Origin of the sequence: Streptomyces cinnabarinus (assembly GCF_027270315.1) — a bacterium.
GTDB classification, from domain to species: domain Bacteria; phylum Actinomycetota; class Actinomycetes; order Streptomycetales; family Streptomycetaceae; genus Streptomyces; species Streptomyces cinnabarinus.
On sequence record NZ_CP114413.1, the window covers coordinates 3,857,217 to 3,875,179 of the forward strand.

General features: G+C 72.0%; 16 protein-coding genes, 1 pseudogene and 1 riboswitch. Of the genes and pseudogenes, 4 read left to right on the top strand and 13 right to left on the bottom strand.

Features of this window, described 5'->3' with window-relative positions; all coding sequences use genetic code 11:
• Positions 1-283: 283 nt before the first annotated feature.
• The 10 genes from STRCI_RS17270 to STRCI_RS17315 all read right to left on the bottom strand — a co-directional run bounded on the left by STRCI_RS17270 (position 284) and on the right by STRCI_RS17315 (position 12,952).
• Positions 284-982, bottom strand: coding sequence for a LysM peptidoglycan-binding domain-containing protein (locus STRCI_RS17270; RefSeq protein ID WP_269659846.1), 699 nt, complete (start codon positions 980-982; stop codon positions 284-286).
• A gap of 4 nt (positions 983-986) precedes the next feature.
• A riboswitch (cyclic di-AMP (ydaO/yuaA leader) is annotated at positions 987-1,167 on the bottom strand.
• Positions 1,168-1,343: 176 nt separating this feature from the next.
• Positions 1,344-2,327, bottom strand: a complete 984-nt coding sequence (locus tag STRCI_RS17275; protein WP_336298804.1) for a transglycosylase family protein — start codon at positions 2,325-2,327, stop codon at positions 1,344-1,346.
• 263 nt (positions 2,328-2,590) lie between these two features.
• A complete protein-coding gene (locus STRCI_RS17280) occupies positions 2,591-3,892 on the bottom strand; it encodes a cytochrome P450 family protein (RefSeq protein ID WP_269659848.1) in 1,302 nt (433 codons plus the stop codon).
• The gene (locus STRCI_RS17285; protein ID WP_269659849.1) at positions 3,889-6,054 is read right to left on the bottom strand and encodes a hypothetical protein; all 2,166 of its coding nucleotides are present in this window, start codon (positions 6,052-6,054) and stop codon (positions 3,889-3,891) included. Before STRCI_RS17285 ends, STRCI_RS17280 begins: the two co-directional genes overlap by 4 nt.
• A 42-nt stretch (positions 6,055-6,096) precedes the next feature.
• Positions 6,097-7,083 carry a nucleoside triphosphate pyrophosphohydrolase gene (locus tag STRCI_RS17290; protein ID WP_269659850.1) on the bottom strand — a complete coding sequence of 329 codons (987 nt, stop codon included), beginning with the start codon at positions 7,081-7,083 and terminating at the stop codon, positions 6,097-6,099.
• A 162-nt stretch (positions 7,084-7,245) separates the two neighbouring features.
• Positions 7,246-7,899, bottom strand: coding sequence for a SurA N-terminal domain-containing protein (locus STRCI_RS17295; RefSeq protein WP_269659851.1), 654 nt, complete (start codon positions 7,897-7,899; stop codon positions 7,246-7,248).
• 124 nt (positions 7,900-8,023) lie between these two features.
• Entirely contained in the window at positions 8,024-8,407 is a 384-nt protein-coding gene (locus tag STRCI_RS17300) for a hypothetical protein (RefSeq protein WP_269659852.1), read from the bottom strand.
• Complete coding sequence (locus STRCI_RS17305; protein WP_269664570.1) at positions 8,400-9,893, bottom strand: serine/threonine-protein kinase; 1,494 nt, start codon at positions 9,891-9,893, stop codon at positions 8,400-8,402. Before STRCI_RS17305 ends, STRCI_RS17300 begins: the two co-directional genes overlap by 8 nt.
• Before the next feature lie 38 nt (positions 9,894-9,931).
• Positions 9,932-10,600, bottom strand: coding sequence for a hypothetical protein (locus STRCI_RS17310; RefSeq protein WP_269659853.1), 669 nt, complete (start codon positions 10,598-10,600; stop codon positions 9,932-9,934).
• Between the two features lie 126 nt (positions 10,601-10,726).
• Positions 10,727-12,952: an N-6 DNA methylase gene (locus tag STRCI_RS17315; RefSeq protein WP_269659854.1), complete on the bottom strand. Its 2,226-nt coding sequence runs from the start codon at positions 12,950-12,952 to the stop codon at positions 10,727-10,729.
• Positions 12,953-13,164: 212 nt separating this feature from the next.
• On the opposite strand from STRCI_RS17315, the gene STRCI_RS17320 reads away from it, so the two are divergent.
• Together STRCI_RS17320 and STRCI_RS17325 are read left to right on the top strand one after the other, a co-directional pair.
• Complete coding sequence (locus STRCI_RS17320) at positions 13,165-13,854, top strand: hypothetical protein (RefSeq protein WP_269659855.1); 690 nt, start codon at positions 13,165-13,167, stop codon at positions 13,852-13,854.
• 208 nt (positions 13,855-14,062) lie between these two features.
• Complete coding sequence (locus STRCI_RS17325) at positions 14,063-14,863, top strand: hypothetical protein (RefSeq protein ID WP_269659856.1); 801 nt, start codon at positions 14,063-14,065, stop codon at positions 14,861-14,863.
• Positions 14,864-14,882: 19 nt separating this feature from the next.
• Here the strand turns inward: STRCI_RS17325 and STRCI_RS43550 are convergent.
• A pseudogene (locus STRCI_RS43550) lies at positions 14,883-15,032 on the bottom strand (N-acetyltransferase); the annotation flags it as partial.
• 17 nt (positions 15,033-15,049) lie between these two features.
• Positions 15,050-15,817, bottom strand: coding sequence for an HNH endonuclease family protein (locus tag STRCI_RS17335; RefSeq protein WP_269664571.1), 768 nt, complete (start codon positions 15,815-15,817; stop codon positions 15,050-15,052).
• A gap of 142 nt (positions 15,818-15,959) precedes the next feature.
• Between STRCI_RS17335 and STRCI_RS17340 the strand changes: the two genes are divergently transcribed.
• Positions 15,960-16,145, top strand: a complete 186-nt coding sequence (locus STRCI_RS17340) for an Rv0909 family putative TA system antitoxin (RefSeq protein WP_269659857.1) — start codon at positions 15,960-15,962, stop codon at positions 16,143-16,145.
• Between the two features lie 165 nt (positions 16,146-16,310).
• On the opposite strand, the gene STRCI_RS17345 is transcribed toward STRCI_RS17340, so the two are convergent.
• The gene (locus STRCI_RS17345) at positions 16,311-17,201 is read right to left on the bottom strand and encodes an SCO6745 family protein (protein WP_269659858.1); all 891 of its coding nucleotides are present in this window, start codon (positions 17,199-17,201) and stop codon (positions 16,311-16,313) included.
• A gap of 128 nt (positions 17,202-17,329) precedes the next feature.
• On the opposite strand from STRCI_RS17345, the gene STRCI_RS17350 reads away from it, so the two are divergent.
• Positions 17,330-17,935 carry a TetR/AcrR family transcriptional regulator gene (locus tag STRCI_RS17350; RefSeq protein ID WP_269659859.1) on the top strand — a complete coding sequence of 202 codons (606 nt, stop codon included), beginning with the start codon at positions 17,330-17,332 and terminating at the stop codon, positions 17,933-17,935.
• Positions 17,936-17,963: the final 28 nt, after the last annotated feature.

Consider the following 17,963-nt stretch of genomic DNA (forward strand, 5'->3'; position numbering starts at 1 on the left):
GTGACGCTGGAAGTGCGGGGCACTTGAGCCTTGCGACTAGAGCCTAACCGCCTGAGGGACATCGGCCAGCCGACCGACCGTCCCGTGGACAAGGACAGACGGTACCCATTGTTTCTCTACGGAACAAAGGAGCGGTGAACTACCGGGAAAAAGAAGACCCCGCCCCGGTGCGTACGGGGGAGAACGCACCGGGGCGGGGAGCCCGTGGGGACGGGGGGTGACCCTCACGGGGCCTCCAGTATGGAGGAGGCCGGTATGAGGACCCTGTGGTCCGGCTAAGGGATTACTTGAGGTGCAGCTGCTGACCGGGGTAGATCAGGTCAGCGTCCTCGACGATGCCCTTGTTCAGCTTGAAGAGCTTCTCCCAGCCGCCCTTGACGTCGTGCTCCTCGGCGATGGTGCTGAGGGTGTCGCCCTTGACGACCTTGTACTCGCCGTCACCCTTCTTGACCTTCTTGCCGGTCGGGGTGGTCACGGTCTTCTTGGCCTTCTCGGCCTTGTCGGCCTTCTGAGCCGGACGCTCGGTCGAGCGGGAGGCGGTCTGCTCCTCGGTCGAACGGGTCTCGGTGTTGCTCGTGGTGCCGCTCCCGGTGGAGCCGCCGGTGTAGGTGGCGCTGGACAGACCGACGCCGCAGGACGGCCAGGCGCCCTTGCCCTGGCCCGCGAGGACCTTCTCGGCGATCTCGATCTGCTGGGACTTGCTGGCCTGGTCGGCGGTGGAGGCGTACTGCGTGCCGCCGTACGCGGCCCAGGTGGAGGCCGAGAACTGCAGACCGCCGTAGTAGCCGTTGCCGGTGTTGATGGACCAGTCGCCGCCGGACTCGCACTGGGCGACGGCGTCCCACTCGGAGGCGGTGGCGGCGGAGGCGCTGCCGGCCGCCATCAGCGGAGCGGCGACGGCGGCGCCGGTGACACCGGCGATCGCGATGGCGCGGGTGGCCTTGGACGGACGACGGTGCTTGCCCTTGCCGGAAAACAGCATGGATCGATCCCCTCACCGACGCCTGCGAGGTGAGCTGTCGGGTTCGGGCCGGTTGAGTTGCCCGGCCGCGCAGTCTGTCGAGTGCGCGGCTTCACCCCAAGCCGGTTCCGGTGTCGAGTCGCCTCAACCTCCGGACCCGGCGCTTACCTTGGGTCCCCCGCTCCTGCCTACGGCGCATGACGCGACGACTGTTCCCGTACGGCCACCGGCAGGATTCGGCGTGCGGCGGTCGGGGCCCGCTGCTGCGAGCGGTCACGACCGTAGGCAGGCGATCCGGGGAATTTCAAAGACGATCAGGGCTTCTGAGACTCATCCCACACTTTCACCAAAGCGGACATTCAGGTGCGAAGTGCGACGTGAACTAGCCCTGGTTTCCGACCGATTCGTCCCCTACTTCAAGGGTCTGACCGGGAGTGATACGGCTGGGGTCGGCGCCGATGGCCGACCTGTTGTCGGCGTAGAGCCCACGCCATCCGCCGTCGAGGTCAAGGGAGTCGGCGATGCTCGCGAGCGTGTCGCCGTTGCGGACGACGTACGAACGCTCCACCCCGCCCTCGTCCGCGGGCTGGCCGCGATGACGGCCGACGCCGGTGTCGATGAGGGTGGAATCGCCCCCGACCCAGAGGATGTTGCCCGAATTGTCCAGTCCGGATATGCCGGTGAACAGACCGTCGGCCACACCCGAGGGGACACTCCCGGAGGAGTCGGACGAGCCCTCCGACTCCTCACCCTCGGAAGCCCGCGCCGACTCGGGAGACTTGTCCGACTTGCTCGACTTATCCGACTTACTCGGATTCGCCGACTCTGTTGCGTCCTTCGACCCCTTCGACCCCTTCACCCCCTTCGAGTCGCCCGACGCTCCGGGTGACGTGGATGCGCTGGGGTCCGCCTCGGAGTCGGCGTCCTCGTCGCCCGCGGAGGCGCCGCCACCGACGGTGTCCAGCAGACCGGCCGAACCGGATGAGTTGGATGATTCGGACGAGTCGGTCGAATCGCCGTCCTCTTCAAGACCCGTGTCGACGCCGACCGAACCGGAGTCGGCGTCGAGGCCGGAGAGCGGGCCGCAGGTCGGCCAGGCGGCGAGCCCCTGGTCGTCGAGGATGCGCTCGGCGACGGCTATCTGCTGGGAGCGGCTGGCCTGGTCCGCACTCTCGGCGTACGTCGTGCCGCCGTAGCGTTCCCAGTTCTCCTGGGTGACCTGGAGGCCGCCGTAGTAGCCGTTGCCGTTGTCCTCGCTCCAGGAGCCGCCGCTCTCGCATTCCGCGACCCTGTCCCAGGTGTTGCCCTCGGCCGCGCTGGCACCGGTGGCGCCGAGGAGCGGGATGGCGATGGCGGAGCCGGTCACGCCGGCCGCGACGATGAGAGCCGGGGCCTGGCGGGGGCGACGGTGACGACCGTTCCCGGAGAGCATGCGGGGGCCTTTCGAAGACAGCGGGGAGCGGCGCGGTACCGGTGAGGCGAGGCGCCGCGCTGTCGAGTGAACGTATCGGCAGACGATCACTTGTCACAAGTTAATGCCGCACAGATCACGTGAAGATCACGGACTTGAGGGTGTGTCACGTTTGTGTCGGATACGGCTCGCCTCTGACTTGCTACGCGCTGGAGTTGTCAGCGGCCCGGTGTGAACTCGACCGGCAGGGTGCGCAGTCCGCGCATGATGAGGCCGCCGCGCCAGCGCAGCTCGGCCGGTTCCGCCGCGAGCCGGAGGTCCGGGAGGCGGGTGAGGAGGGTGGCCAGCGCGGTCTGGCCCTCCAGACGGGCGAGCGGGGCGCCCAGGCAGTAGTGGATGCCGTGGCCGTAGCCGAGGTGCTGGTTGTCGCGGCGGGCGAGGTCGAGGCGATCGGGGTCGGCGAACCGCTCCGGGTCCCGGTCGGCGGCGGCGAGGACGACGAGCACCGGGTCACCGGGGGCGATGTCCTGGCCGCCGATGGTCAGGGGCCGGGTGGCGAACCGCCAGGTGGCCAGCTCGACCGGGCCGTCGTAGCGCAGGAGTTCCTCCACGCCGGTTTCGAGCAGGGCGGTGTCCTCGGCGGCCAGCGACTCCTGGAGGCGGGTCCGTTGTTCGGGGTGGGTGAGCAGGGCGTAGGTGCCGTTGCCGATGAGGTTCACGGTGGTCTCGAACCCCGCGAACAGCAGGATGAAGGCCATGGCGGCGGCCTCGTTCTCGGTGAGGTGCTCGCCGTGGTCGGAGGCCCGGATCAGGCCCGAGATCAGATCCTCGCCGGGGGCGGGTTCGGCGGGCAGCGCCTCGCGCTTGCGGTGGATGAGGTCGGCGAGATAGCCGCGCATCTTCTTCACCGACCGCGCGACCCCGCCCCGCGGGCCGCCCTGGTGGCGGATCATCATGCCCGCCCAGTCCCGGAAGTCGTCCTGGTCCTCGCGGGGCACACCGAGCAGATCGCAGATCGCGTAGATGGGGAGCGGGAAGGCGAACTCATGGATGAGGTCGGCGCTGCCCTCCGCGGCGAACCGGTCGATCAGCTGGTCGGTCAGCTCCTGCACCCGGGGCGCGAACTCCGCGACCCGGCGGGGCGTGAACGCCTTGCTGACGAGCCGTCGCAGCCGGGTGTGGTCCGGCGGGTCGATGTTGAGCAGATGCGTCATCAGCTCGGCCTTGCGCTCACCGGGGATACCGGTCTTGCCCTTGGCGTGCGCGGGCTCGGCGTGATGCGCGGGGTTCTTGCTGAGCCGCTGGTCGGCCAGGGCCTGCTTGGCATCGGCGTGACGCGTGACCAGCCAGGCCTCCACCCCGCTGGGCAGCGTGGTCCGGTGCACGGGGGCGTGCTCGCGCAGCCAGGCGTAGGCGGGGTAGGGGTCGGCGGCGAACTCCCAGGTGAAGAGGTCGGGGGCCGGGGAGGCCGCCGGGACGGGGGTGGCCGCGTGCGGCGCGGGGGTGGGGTGGTCGGTCACTCCTTGACGGTATCCGGCGGGGTGGCGGGGCTCGCTTCGTGTGTCAGGTCGGGGCGACGGCCGAGGAGCGTGTCGAGGGCGACGGCGATGGCGCGCTCGGACGACAGCGGAGGGCCGGGGATGGTGGGCGGCGTCGTGGCGGGGGTCCGGTGCCGCGCCAGGGCGGCCTGGAGGTTCTCGTCCCGGAGCGTCTTCATCAGCACGGGGAGGACCTCCGCCGCCGAGGCGTTGCCGTTCTCCGCCGCCACCGAGAGCCAGTGCTGGGCGCGCGCCAGCAGAAGGAACCCGAGTTCCTGCGCGGGTTCGGGGTTGCCCGCCTCGGCCGCTCTCTGGATGTGCGGCAGTGCTTCGGTCAGCTCGCCCTGTTCGAGCAGGAGATACCGCCCGAGCATGTGCGCCTCGCGGTCGTTCTCCTCCGCGACCCTGCCCCACCAGTACCGTGCTTCGGGGGCGTTACCCGCCCAGGTCGACAGGACGCCGAGGATCACCGGCGCCGTGGAGTCGCCCGCCTCGGCGTCGACCCGCACGGCGTCCCGGGCCGCCCGGGACACCTCGGCGCGCTCGGGCAGGTCGTACTTCCCCGCCATCCAGGCCATGGACCCCCACAGATGCGGGGTGAAGGGCGGCAGGTCCGGGCAGCGGATCGCGTCCGCGACCAGCGTCCCGCACGCCCGCCAGGTGCCCTCCTCCGCACCGGGCACCAGCAGCCCGGCGACACCCAGCCGGGGTCTGGACGCCCACTCCAGATCGTCCGGCGGGACCGGGATGTCCAGGGTGGTGCCGCCCCCGTAGATCTGACGATCGTTGATCAAGAACTCCCACGCCTCGGCCGAGAGCCCGCTGGTGGCTCCGCAGCGGGCCGCGTCGATGGCCGCCCGCACCAGCAGCTGGCCGCTCCACCGCCCGCCGGGCCGACTCGCCCGACGCCACTCCTCCCACAACTCCGGTCCCATGGACAGGAACTGAGTGACCCCCAGCTCGCCCCGCCATCGCACCGCGTCCACCAGTCGCGGGTCGTCCGACTGCGCGAGCCGCGCGAGCTCGGCCGCGCTCCACTCACAGGTCAGATCCACCGTGCGGGCACCGCGCAGCGCATGCGCCGTCGGATGGTCCCCGAAGCGGTGCGCCTCGTACGCCGCGTCCCGCATCGTCGCCAGCACCAGCACGCCCTCATGCGCGAGCTGCGCCAACGGCCCCGCCACCAGGCCCCGTTCGTCGAAATGGCGCTCCAGGTCGTCGAGCCACACCACATGTGTGCCGGAGGGATCCCGTCCGCGCAGGGCCGCGGGCAGCTCGCGCAGATCCGTCCCGGCGTGGGCGTTGAAGAGCCGGGTGTGGTCGTCGGCCTTGCGATGCAGCGCGGCCCAGGCAGTGGCCGTCTTCCCGGCCAGCGGCTCACCGGTGACGACGACCAGACCGCCCTCCCACAGCCCCTGCGCGACCAGCCGGTCGAGTTCCGCGTCCCGGTCCCGCGGGATGTACGGCGGCAGCGCTGGCTCGTCCCCGAAGGAACTGACGGGCCGTATGCCCAGCGCGCGCCGCCGTAACTCGCCGAGCCGGGGCCAGCCGTCCGCGGGCGCGGGGCCCATGGCGCCGTAGTTGTTCTGGACGCCGATGACGGGGGCGTTGAAGCTGGCCTGCCGGAAGTCGACGTGGTCCTGGGGGAACGGGGTGGGGGCGAGGCCCGGGATGAGCTGGGCGGAGAGGGAGTCCGGGGAGATCGAGACGGGGACGCTCACCGGGGTGGGGGTGGGAGCGGGTGCAGGGGCGGGTGGGGCGGGGGCGGGGGCACCCAGGACGTCACCGCACCCCCCGCAGTAGATGTCGTGGAGCTCCACCGGGCCCGCGCAGGAGGGGCAGGAGGTGAGGGTGATCTGCCGGAAGTCCTTTATGAACCGGTCGATCTCCCCGGCGATGATCGCCTTCCTGAACGCCTCACGGATCTTGTCCTTCCAGATGTGAGCCGCGTCCCGCGGGGACAGTGTCCCGCCGCGCATCTCGCTCCGGTGGCCCTCCAGCATCGGACCCACGTCCTGATGCATGGCCTGCTCGTAGATCCCGACGAACGCCGGTTTGGCCCGCTCCTCCCAGTCCTCGTCGCCCATCGACGACACCAGAACCCCGGCCGCCGCAGCCGCCAGATCGTCCAACACGCCCGACATACAAGCCCCCGTGCCCCAGAGCCAGCCCTGTGGGTAACCGTACTAACCTTCCAGGCCCTCGGCAGCCCGCACGGCGTCCCGGTACGCGCGTCCCGCGGCCCTGAGCGCCGCCTCCGGGTCGACGCCCTCGGCCTCGGCGCGCACCGCCAGGGCGAGCAGCTCGTAGCCGATGCCGTCGGTCCGCGGCAGGGGGACGTCCAGTCCGGCCGTTCTGACCCGGGAGGCCAGCTTCGCCGCGAGGGCGAGACCGGGCTGGCCGAGCGGGACGCCGTCGGTGACCGACTCCCTTCTCTTCTCCTCGGCCTTGGTGCGCAGCCAGTGCGCCTTGACCTCCTCGGGGGTACTGGCCGTCTCGTCCCCGAACACATGCGGGTGGCGGTGGATCAGCTTGGTGACGATGGTGCCCGCGACATCGTCGATGGAGAAGGGGGCGTCGGGGTCCTCCTCGGCGATACGGGCGTGGAAGACCACCTGGAGGAGTACGTCCCCCAGTTCCTCGCGCAGTTCGTCGCGGTCCCCCTCCTCGATCGCCTCGACGAGTTCGTACGCCTCCTCGATGCCGTACTTGGCCAGCCCCTTGTGGGTCTGCTGCGAGGACCAGGGGCATTCGGCGCGGATGCGGTCCATGACCTGGACGAGGTCGAGCAGCCGGGCGCCCGGCAGGTCGTAGGAGGCGGGGAGCAGCTCCAGCTCCGGCATGCTGACCCGGCCGGAGCCGGCGAGGCGGGCGAGGCCGTCGGTCAGTGCCGGTTCGCCCTCGCCGGTCGCGACGACCACGACGGTGCGGCCGCCGGCGCAGGCGCCGACCAGTTCCTCGGCGGTCGGGGACGCCTCGGCCACCCGTATCCCGGCCTCGCGCAGATACGGCAGCTGGGGGTGCGCGCCGTCCGCGCACAGCACGCTGTCGGCGGAGCGCAGCACCTCCCAGGCCGGCCAGGACAGCAGGCCGGGGGCGACGCGGTGGCTGGTGGTGAGCAGGACGATCCGGCCGGGGGCGGCCGGGGCGGCTTCGGGGCTGGTGGTGTTCACGGTTCGAAGCTAACGCACGGGTGGGACGGGGTCGGTGTGGTTATCCACAGGTGGGGGTGGCGGGTGTGATCGTATGACCGCATCCGTCGACCATCGGCCACCGCCCGGAGTCCACCGCCGGGAGTCCCCAGCCCTGCGCCGCGGCCCGCGCTCCTCCCCCTCCTACGCCGGCTGCTGCGCCCCCGCCGCCGTCACCTCGCGCACCCATGGCGTCTTGGCGTCCACACGGCTGCTCTTCTCGACGTCCCAGGTGCCGTAGCGCGGGTTGAGGTCGACGTCGAGCTTCTCGGAGGCCTCCGACAGGGCCTTCCAGAACTCCGGGCGGCTGGTGTCGGTGCCGAGCGCGGCGGCGAGCTTCTGGGCCTCCAGCTGGAGCCGGAGGTTCTCGTCCAGACGCTCCGGGGCGACGCCGTACTCCTGGAGCCAGGCCGTCTCCAGCGCCTCGGCGCCGCCGGCCTGCTGTTCCAGGCCGCTGCGCATCTGCTGGATCTCCTTGCGGCTGACGGTGACGCCGGCGTCCTCGGCGGCCTGGTGCAGCACCCGGTCCAGGACCATGCCGTGCAGGGTGTCGCGGGTGAGGCTGCCGGTCCGGGCCACGGCCTGGGCGTACTGCGCCTCGTCCCCCACGGCCGCGCGCTGCGCCGCGCGCACCTCGTTCACCCTGTTCTCCAGCTGGGAGACGGTGATCCGCTGGTCGCCGACGACGGCTGCCGCGCCGGGATGCGCATCGTTTCCGCAGGCGGTGAGAAGAGGCGCCGCCGCGATGGCGGCGGAGAGGAGGAGCGCGGTGCGACGGCGGCGATTGCGGCGGTGCAAGGAAACCTCCCGAGGAGCTTGTGCGACGGTGCACAAAGTCTTGCGATGATCGATGGTAGGCAGTGGCCAAGCTCTGGCCAACCCATTCGACCAACGATTCACCAGGACTTCGGGCACCGGCACGCTAGCCGCGGGCCTCGCCCCTGGCGCCGGGAGGGAACTCGTTGCCGTCGCGGTCGGAGACGGTGGCGAACCAGGACGTGGCCCAGACGGTCAGACAGCCCGGCTCATGGACCGTCTCGAACGGGTGGTCGTTCCACACCCCGTACGAGGTCACGTGCACCGCCTCGCCCGGCTCCAGCCAGTAGTCCTGCCCGAACGGCTCCAGCCGGAGCTTCAGCCACTGGGCGCCGTCGTTCTGCACGAGCATCGGCACCGGGTTGCCCATCCGCTGGATCGCCTCGAAGCCGAAGTCCCCGGCCTCGGGCATGTTCGCGTCCAGCGGGGCGATGATCCGCTCGATCGCCTCCCGGCCTGCGGGATCCGGGCGCCCGTCCTCGCTAGCCACGCATCTGCCCCAGCCACTGGAGCGTCCGCCGGATGTCCGCCGCCAGGGGGTGACCGGGGCCGTTGAGGCGCTCCACGTCGTGCAGCAGGCGTACGAGCGTGTCGTGGGCGGCGACCCGGTCGCCGAGGGCGAGCAGGAGATGGCCGATACGGCGGCGGACGTCGTGCGCGAGCTCGGGGTCGCCGGCCACGTACTGGTTCTCGTAGTACGGCAGCAGCGAGCGGTACTCGCTGAGCGCCGCCGCCGGGTCGCCGAGCTGCTCCAGGCACTGGGCCGCGTCGTAGCGGAAGCGCAGGGACTGGGGGTCGGCGTGACCCGCCTCGGCGGCGCGTTCGGCGGCCAGGGAGCGCAGGACCGGGAGCGCGCGCCGGTACTGGCCATCGTCCATGAGCGTGGCCGCGTACTGCTTGCGCAGGGTGCGCACCACGGGGGAGTGCTCGCCGTGCTGCTCTGCGGCGACCGGGAGGATCGCGCCGAGGATGTCGACGGCCTGGGTGATGCGGCCCTCGCCGAGCAGGCGCTTGACCTCGTCGACGGCGCGGGCGACGTCCGGCTTCTCGGCGACCGGGGTGACGGGCGTGACGGGAGCGGGCTGGGGCGCGGGGGTCCGCGCGCGGTCCGGCCAGGGGGCGTGCGGGCGCAGGAAGGGGCGCGTGGGGTCGAGGGGCGCCCCGGTGGGCGTCCCGCGCGCGGGCAGGAGCTGCGCCAGGTCCTCGTACACCTCCTGCGCGGACGCCGGGCGGTGCTGCGGGTCCTTGGCGAGCAGGCGCAGGACCAGCGCTTCGAGCCCCTCGGGCACCTCGGGGCGCATCCGGCGCACGGGCAGCGGGGGCTCGTACAGATGCCGGTGCAGCACGCCGAGCGCCGTGGAGCCGGAGAACGGCACGTCACCGCTGAGCAGTTCGTGGAGGAGCACACCGAGCGCGTACAGGTCGGTGTACGGGCCGACCGCGCCGCCCATGGCCTGCTCGGGCGCCATGTACGCGGGCGAGCCGATGGGGGTACCGGTGTGGGTGAGACGGGTGGTGTCGGCGTCCATGACGGAAGCGACGCCGAGGTCGAGCACGGTGACCGTGCCGTCCTGCTTCACCATCACGTTCCGCGGCTTGAGGTCGCGGTGGACGATCGGCACGGCGTGCACGGCGCTCAGCACGGCGCACAGTTGCGCGGCGACCGCGACCGCCCACTGCCAGGGGTACGGGTCGTGCTCGGCGAGATGGTCGGAGAGGTCCGCGCCATCGACGTACTGCATGACGAGGAACAGCTCCTCGCCCTCGCTGCCCGCGTCGTGCACGGTGACCAGACCGGGGTGGTCGACCTGCGCGGTCACCCGACACTCACGCACGAACCGGCGGCGCAGCTCCTCCGCCTCCTGCCCCGCCACCTTGTCCGGGCGCAGCAGCTTCACCGCCACGCGCCGGTCCAGCCGCTGGTCGTACGCCGTCCAGACCTGGCCCATGCCTCCCTGTCCGATGAGCGTGGACAGTTCATAACGGCCGGCGACGACACGCCCTGTCGTCACGGTCACCTTCCGCCCTCGTGACCGCCGCCGCCGCGGCCGTCGTGGTGGCGCAGATAGTCACTGAGCTCGTCGAGCTCGGCCCGCACCTGGTCGATACGCGCGGGCGCGGGCCGCTGCGGCGGCGGGGGCGTCGGCGCCGGGCCGGGGGGCGCAGCGTCCTGCGGCAGCGGCGGGTGGGGAACCGGGGTGTGCGGGATCGGCGCGGGCGGCTGCTGCGCCGGGGGCGGCTGCACGGGCGCGGTCGTGTACGGCGACGGCGGCTGCGGATAGCCGTAGCCCGCCGGGCCGTTCGGGGCGTGGACCGTGGTGGCGTGCGCCTGGGCGTACCCGCCGCCGTACTGCCGGCTGAGCGCGTTGTGGTGGCGGATGTCCATCACCAGGAAGTACACGGCGCTGAACGCCCCGAGCAGCAGAACCAGGCCCAGCGCGACGTCCGAGCGCGGGTCCGACTCCGGCACCGAACCGACCACCGCGAAACACGCGATGGACACCGGCAGGCTCACCCACGCCAGCAGCCAGTCCGGCCACCGCCCGCGCAGGATGGCCACCCGGAACAGCGGCACGCACGCGAGGATCCCGCAGGACAGGAAGCCGGCGGCGGCGAACAGCACGCGCAGGGAGATGACGGTTGCCGCGCTGCGGGTGGGCGGCGCCGCGCCGTGGCCGTACATGACTGCTCCTGGACCGGTGGGCCGATGGGGACGGACGAGCGAATGACAGAGTTCGAGCGTATAGGCCGACACGGACAACCGGTCCCGGGTTGTACCGAACCGTTGTTGTACTGATCACTTCCCGGCTCAGTCCGGCGCGACCGTCCCGTCGGTCAGGCCGTCGTACATCCCGCGCACGAGCTGGTCCCCGAGCCGGCTCGCGTGCCTGAGCGCCCGCTCGAATTCGTCGAGTGCGCGGAAGCGCGCGCCGTAGCGCCGTTGTTCGTCGAGCGGGAGCCGGGGCAGCTGGAGGCGGCGCACGTCCAGGCGCGTGGCCGTGGAGGCATAACTGCTGGCCTGGCGGTTGTTGGCGGTGCCGCGCAGGAACCCGGCGAGGAACCACGCGTCGAGCGCCGTGCGATCGGGGCGCAGGAGCACGAGGTTGCGCCCCAGGGCGGCGCCCCCCGTCGCGTCGTCGATCACGCGCGCCACCGAACCGCCGCCGAGCACCGGCACGACGACATCGCCCGGCTCGGTCAGCACCGGCTCCTCGTCGCTCTCGGGCAGCGTTCCCGAGGGTGCCGTCCCGGCGAGGACGTCATGGTCGGTGAGCACGGGTACGCGCGCGTGGCCGCCGTTCCCGCCGGTACGCAGCACCAGGGCGCCCCCGCGCGCGAGTTCGCCGACGGTGGTGAGCGGCCAGCGCACGGGGCGCGTACCGGCGGGGGGCGGGGGCGTGAGCGTGCCGGCGAGCCCCAGCGTCTCCCCCAGGCGCTCGCGGACCGCCGTGAGCGCCTCGGCGCCGTCGGCCGCGGTGGCGGGCGGCAGATGGCGCGCCGGGGCGAGATCGACGTCGTCGTCGAGCAGGTCGATGACGGGCAACGCGCGGGCGAGGCCCGGCCGCTCGTCGAGGGTGCCGGTCCGGTCGAAGACCCGCCAGGCGTCGAGCACGGCGTCCCGCACGGCCCGCCAGTCGGGCCCGCCGCGTCCCTCCGTCGCGAACTGCCCGGCATCCGCGAGCAGCACCTCGGGCTGCGCCGGCGCCTTGTCGGGCCGCCGCAGCACCCACAGGTGGAGCGGGATGTTGTACGGCGGCGCGGCGCCGACCGGCAGCGCGACGACGGCGCGCAGCGCACCGCGCCGCAGCAGGTCGGCGCGGATACGGCGGCCGGAGCGGCGGGAGGCGGCGGCGGGCGGCATGAGCAGCACGGCGGTGCCGCCGTCCTTCAGGCGCGCGAGCGCGTGCTGCACCCAGGCCAGCTCGGACTCGGTGCGCGCGGGGAAGCCGTACTCCCAGCGCGGGTCGTAGGCGAGTTCGTCGTGGCCCCAGTTGCGCTCGTTGAACGGCGGGTGGCACAGGACGGCCTCGGCGCTCAGTGCGGGGAACGCGTCGGCGCGCAGGGTGTCGCCGACGGCGGCGCGCACGGTGGCGCGGCCGCGCAGGGCGAGCCGGAGCGCGGTGACGGCGGCCAGGTCGGTGGCGCTGTCCTGCGCGTACAGCTCCTGCTCGGGGCGGGAGTCGACGGCGCGTAGGAGGGCGCCGGTGCCGCAGGCCGGGTCGAGGACGGTGCGGGCCGGGCCCGCCAGGTCGGCCATGAGGCCGGCGAGTTCGGCGGGGGTGAGCGTGTACTGGCGCGGGTTGGCGTCGAGGTGCCGGCCCAGCAGGAACTCGAAGGCCTGGCGGGCGCCGCCCAGCTCAGCGGCGAGTTCGGCGGCGCCGCGGAGGAGGGGGGCGGAGGGGAGGACTTCGGGGCCGGTGGGGGTGTGTACCGCCGGGGTGAGTACGCCCGGCGCGTGTAGGGCTGCCGTGTGAACGGTGGGCGGGGTGTTCACAGCCGGGCTGTTCGCGGTGGCGTTCACGCCGTCGGCGGTGTTCAGGGCGTCGACCGCGTTCCCGGCACCCGATCTGTTCACAGCGCTGGCGGAGTTCACAGCCGAGCGCGAGTTCACAGCCGTCGAGCCCCGTCGCGCCGAGGTCACCCCGAACCGCGCCGTGACCACCTGCTCCAGCGCCTCCGGGAGCATCGCCGCGAGCCGTTCGTCGGAGCCCGCGCTCACCTCCAGCCAGAGCCTGGGCCGGTCATGGATCAGCAGCAGGACACAGCCGGCGTGGGTGAGCGCGGTGACCGGGCCCTCGGGCTGCCCGGCGAGCTGCTGCCAGACCCGTTCCCGCAGCGGGACTTCGTCGAGTTTTCCCTGGCGGCGCAGCCAGTCCTCGACCTCGGCGAGTGCGAAGGAGGGGCTGGTCTCGGTGCCGCCCACGGGCTTGGGGAAGTCGGCGTGCCGGCGCCGCCAGTTGCTCACGGCGGCCCGGCCCACGCCGGCCAGCCGTGCGATTCCGGCCGCGGTCACCTCTGTCGCGTTGTCCTGCACCGCCCGGCTCCCCTCGCCGCCCCGACTTACGCCCCGCATGTGGTCTGTGGCGCCGAGCATACCGACGTATGCGAGATCCAGGCATTCACGGCCGTGTACACAACTCACCGCGTGAATCGTGTTGACTCGGTTCACAGGCTCTGTTCTTATTGACCCATCGAACGAGCGACCGCCGGAGGGGACGGTCGCCGCTCAGGGGAGGGGATCCAGTCATGGGCATGAAGGGCAAGATCACGCTGGGCGCCGTCGTGGGGATCGTCGTCATCGGCGCCGTGTCGGCGAACGCCGGGAGCGGCAGCGACAGCAGCGGCAACAACTCCACCGGCAAGGGGTCTTCGGTGTCCACGGACCGTGGCACGGACGGGAAGAAGAAGTCGGACACGGCGGACGTCGCCGAGAAGAAGGTCGCATTCGCGGGGGACGGGGACTTCCAGGTCGGTTCGGACATCAAGCCCGGCACCTATCGCACCACCGGCAACACCGACGGCATGTGCTACTGGGAGCGGGCCAAGGACGCCTCCGGGGAGATGGACTCGCTGCTGGCCAACGACAATGTGACGGGCACGAGTTACGTGACCGTCAAGGGCACCGACAAGCTCTTCACGTCCAGCGACTGCAACGACTGGGAAGCCGTCGACGAGAAGGCCAAGGGCTCCCCGGCCTCGAAGATGTCCGGCGACGCCGGAATGCTCAGAGTCGGCGTCGACATCGCCCCCGGCACCTACAAGTCCACCGGCAACACCGATGACGCCTGCTACTGGGAGCGCGACAAGGACGCCGACCACTCCCTCGAGTCGATCATCGCCAACAACAACGTGAGCGGCACGGCCGTCGTCACCATCGCCGCCTCGGACGCCTACTTCAAGACGTCCGGCTGCCAGGACTGGAAGAAGTCCGCATGATCCGGCCACCGGTCTGATCCGGCCGCCAGGCCGATTCGTCGCCGCGCGGGGCGCGGCACCCCAGCACCACCGCCGTGACGCCACGGCGTCCCGCCGCCCCGCCCCGCCCCGCCCCGCCCGCGACACTGCGCCGCCCACCCCGAGGGCGGCCCACCGCGTCAACTCACCCCCAGCGCCCCGCGCGCTCCGTCTTCACCGAGGAACCCCCATGCGTCGCACAGCTTTTGCCGCTCTCTGCCTCACCGCCGTCGCCTCTCTGGCCGTCACCGGCTGCCAGGGCGAGGACAAAGCCGAGGGCAAGGCCAAGGACAAGCCCGGCGCCGGGCAGTCCGACCGGTCCGCTCCGGCCGACAAGCCGAAGGAACCGTTCGCCGGGCTGACCGGCGGGGAGATCGCCGACCGGGCGGTGAAGGCCACCTTCGACGCCGACTCCTTCCGTATGAAGGGCGACATCCCGGACGAGGAGTCCGGCGGCACCATCACCATGGACATGGCCCTGGACCGCAAGGGCGACTGCGCCGGCAACATGAGCATCGGCGGCGAGGGCCGCGCTGATCTGATCAAGACCGGTGACACCCTCTACATGAAGTACGACGAGGACTTCCTGCGCGCCCAGAGCGAGGGCGCGCCCGAGGCGGAGGTCGACGCCACGGTCACGCTGCTGGCCGGCAAGTGGACCAAGATGTCCGCGAAGGGCTCGGACGCCAAGGCCTTCGCGGACTTCTGCGACATGGACACGGTCCTCGGCGGTGCCACCGACGCCGAGTCGGACGCCACGCGCGGCAAGACCACCACGGTCGACGGCACGCCCGCGATCACCCTGTACGAGAAGGACGGCAAGGAGAGCTTCACCCTCTACGTCGCCACCGAGGGTGAGCCGTATGTGCTGCGGCTGGTCAGCACCACCCCCTCGGACGAGGGCTCGCTCACCTTCAGCGACTACGACGAGCCGGTCCCGGCGGACAAGCCCACCGGCGAGATCCTGGACCTGGACGCGCTCGGCGCCTGATCCGGGCGCCCCACCGGGCGTGCCGCATCCACACGCTGGGCTCGACGTACACCGCGTATCCGCGCTCCGGTTCGCAGCGCACCGGCACCAGCGCCCCGGGCACCTCGATGTCGCCCGGGGCGTCGAAGGGCAGCCCGGTCCACTCGCGCCATTGCTCCAGCGACCCAGATCGTTTTGCGGCTGGTGTCAGCCCCCGCACTGGCGCAGCATCATCTGCTTGTCCGGTGCCGTCACAGGCAGCTCGTACTTCAGCGAGACCTGCGCGAAGCGCACCGCGTAGGAGCATCGGATCCGCTTGTTCGGGGGGAGCCAGGAGGCCGGTCCCGAGTCGCCCTTGGAGCTGTTGGCCGGGCCGTCGACCGGCATCAGGTTCAGCGGGTCGTTGGCGATGGCCTCGCGCTCGCCCTCGGTCCAGCGTGAGGCGCCCATCTGCCAGTCGTAGGAGAGCGGCATGACGTGGTCGATCTGGACCTCCGTGGCGCGGGCCTTGGTCCAGTCGATGGTCCGGCCGGTGTACGGGTCGTCCAGCCGCATCGACATCACGACGCAGTCCGAGCCGGACCTGAAGCGCAGTTCCTCGCCGTCCCGGCGCAGAAGGTCGTTGCGGGTGTCGCAGCCGTTGCGGGCGTACGGGACGCCGGGAGCGGAGTCCATCCAGGCGTAGCCGAACTCGTCCCGGTCGTACCCGGTCCTGGGACCACGGCCCTTGGTCGCCACCTTCTCGATCAGCGCCCGGGCCTCGGCCCGGTCGGCGTCCGAGGTGATGGCCGCCAGGCCCGGCTCGGTGCCGTCGGGGTTGCCCAGCGGGCTGACAGCGCGTCCCCCCTCGGAACCTTGCGTGGAGCCGGAGGCCGAGTCGTCCAGGGGCAGGTCGCCCATGTCCTCGCAGCCCGTGAGCACGAGCGCCGTCCCGAGTACCGCGGCACAGACCGCCGCCCCGCCCCTCAGACGCATCACGGTGCGCCCCTCCCCTGCGTGCCGGATTGCTCCTCTCACGGTAGCGGCCCAGAGGTCCAGGCCATATCGGTGGAAAATGCGCATTCCTCGCATCACGGGCGTATCGTCGGTTCTGAGTCGCCTCCGGAAGGAGCTCTGGATGGGCATCCTCGACAGGTTCAAGAGCCACCGCGGAATGCAGGACAAAGCCAAGAACATGTCCGACACCGCGGAGAAGCAGGTCAACGAGAAGACGGGCAACAAGTACGAGAGCCAGGTCGACGACGCGCAGCGGAGAGGTGAAGGCGCGCTCGGCATGGACCGCGACAGGCCCGAACAGCCATAACCCGTTGACCCACGGCGGTCCTGCAGACCCGCCGGGCAGTCCGCCCCACCATGGGGCGCGCACGCCCAGCCGGGCGCCCTGAACCATCGTGAAACAGAGGCCGTCCGCGGAGCCCCACCACCCCGCGGGCGGCTTCGCACACCCGGAAGCGCGGGGTGCCGAGGCTCAGACCTTGCCTATCCCCAGCGTCGTTTCCGAGGGCAGCAGGCCCGAGGAGAGCACCGCGACCCAGAACTCGCCGAGCAGGTCGGCGAGTCGGTCGATGTCCTGGACCGCGAGCGCGCGCCAGGGTCCTGCGGCGAGGCGGTCGGTGTGGTCCTCGATGTCCCGGCGCAGGGCGTGGCCCGCCTCGGTCGCCGTGCCGTCGGTGTGCAACAGGCCGCGCGCGACGAGGCGTTCGCGGGCGGCCGCCCACTGCGTCGCGCTCCAGCCCCGGCTCTCGAAGCGCTCGGCGGACGCGGCGCCTATCGCGGCGAAGGAGACGAGCGACTCGACCGGGTCGAGGCCGGCCAGGAGCAGCGCGGCGAGGTGGCCGTCGCCACGGTGTTCGCGCAGGATCGTCGCCGCGTGCCACAGCTGGAGGTGGGGCGGTTCGGGCCAGTCCGACTCGGCGTTGGCCGCGGCAAGCGGGCGGCCCGCCGTGTTCGCCGCCTCGGCCGCGCGCCGGGCGAGGGCGGCGGCCTCCGCCAGCTCCGGACTGTCGACGCGGTCGCCGAACAGGGCGCGGTACGCCCGGTCCATCCCGCGCGCTCTCGCCCTCAGCACCTCGTCAGGGCTCGCGGTCTTCCACGCCGGGTCGATGTGCTCGGCGACCATGCGGGGGCTGAAGCTGTAGAAGGCGGAGGTCACCCGCTCGCCGCCGGCCGGGCCCAACGGCGCCGCCCGGAAGGGGAAGTAGCTCGGCCAGCGCTCCTGCGTGTCGTACCCGAGCGCGGCGGCCTCCGCGAAGACCTCCGGCGCGTAATACAGCACCGCATGCAGAGGCTCCAGCAGATGCCAGAGCTGACGGACGCGGGCCGGTTCGATCCCGCCGCCTGCTTCTTCGTACGTCGACATGGTGAATCCCCCTCGCACCCCGGGCCGCGAAGGCCGGTGCCTGGACCCCGCCTCGCAACTTGACACTGACTAGATTGCCCGGGCCGCCCGAACTTGTCAATGCCTAGATTCTGCGTACGCTGCTGGGCATGACCCCCGCACCGGCCAAGAAGTCCACCGAACGCCCGTACCACCACGGTGACCTGCGACGCGCCATCCTCACCGCCGCGCTCGACGTCATCGCCGACGACGGCCCCGCCGGGCTGAGCCTGCGCGATCTGGCCCGCCGCGCCGGGGTCTCGCACGCGGCGCCCGCGCACCACTTCAAGGACCGCACGGGTCTGCTGACGGCGATCGCGGCGGAGGGCTTCGGGCTGCTCGCGGCCGAGCTGAGGCAGGGCGAGGACCTGAAGGACGCGGGCGTCCGCTACGTCCGCTTCGCCCGCGCGCACCCCGCGCACTTCCAGGTGATGTTCACACCCGGGCTGCTGCGCGCCGACGACCTCGAACTCACCACCGCCCGCGCCCTCGCCGGGGACGCCCTGCGCGAGGCCATCGCCGCCGTACGCCCCGACGGCCTCGGCATCGACAGCCGCCTCGCCGGAGTCGCCGCCTGGTCCCTGGCCCACGGCTTCGCCACGCTGCTGCTCGGCCACAACCTGGACGGCCCGGTGGGCGACCGGGACCCGGAGGAGGTGTTCCGGACCTTGGCGGCGACGCTGTTCCGCACCGGCGGCATCGTCACGGAGGACTGACCGGAGCCACGGCCCGCACCGGCCACGG

What these genes read in the sequence shown, in the direction of transcription:
- STRCI_RS17340 (WP_269659857.1), top strand. Translation starts at nt 15,960, where the DNA reads ATGGGCATCCTCGACAGGTTCAAGAGCCACCGCGGAATGCAGGACAAA.
- STRCI_RS17325 (WP_269659856.1), top strand. Translation starts at nt 14,063, where the DNA reads ATGCGTCGCACAGCTTTTGCCGCTCTCTGCCTCACCGCCGTCGCCTCT.
- STRCI_RS17345 (WP_269659858.1), bottom strand. Translation starts at nt 17,201, where the DNA reads ATGTCGACGTACGAAGAAGCAGGCGGCGGGATCGAACCGGCCCGCGTC.
- STRCI_RS17320 (WP_269659855.1), top strand. Translation starts at nt 13,165, where the DNA reads ATGGGCATGAAGGGCAAGATCACGCTGGGCGCCGTCGTGGGGATCGTC.
- STRCI_RS17270 (WP_269659846.1), bottom strand. Translation starts at nt 982, where the DNA reads ATGCTGTTTTCCGGCAAGGGCAAGCACCGTCGTCCGTCCAAGGCCACC.
- STRCI_RS17335 (WP_269664571.1), bottom strand. Translation starts at nt 15,817, where the DNA reads ATGCGTCTGAGGGGCGGGGCGGCGGTCTGTGCCGCGGTACTCGGGACG.
- STRCI_RS17350 (WP_269659859.1), top strand. Translation starts at nt 17,330, where the DNA reads ATGACCCCCGCACCGGCCAAGAAGTCCACCGAACGCCCGTACCACCAC.
- STRCI_RS17310 (WP_269659853.1), bottom strand. Translation starts at nt 10,600, where the DNA reads ATGTACGGCCACGGCGCGGCGCCGCCCACCCGCAGCGCGGCAACCGTC.
- STRCI_RS17285 (WP_269659849.1), bottom strand. Translation starts at nt 6,054, where the DNA reads ATGTCGGGCGTGTTGGACGATCTGGCGGCTGCGGCGGCCGGGGTTCTG.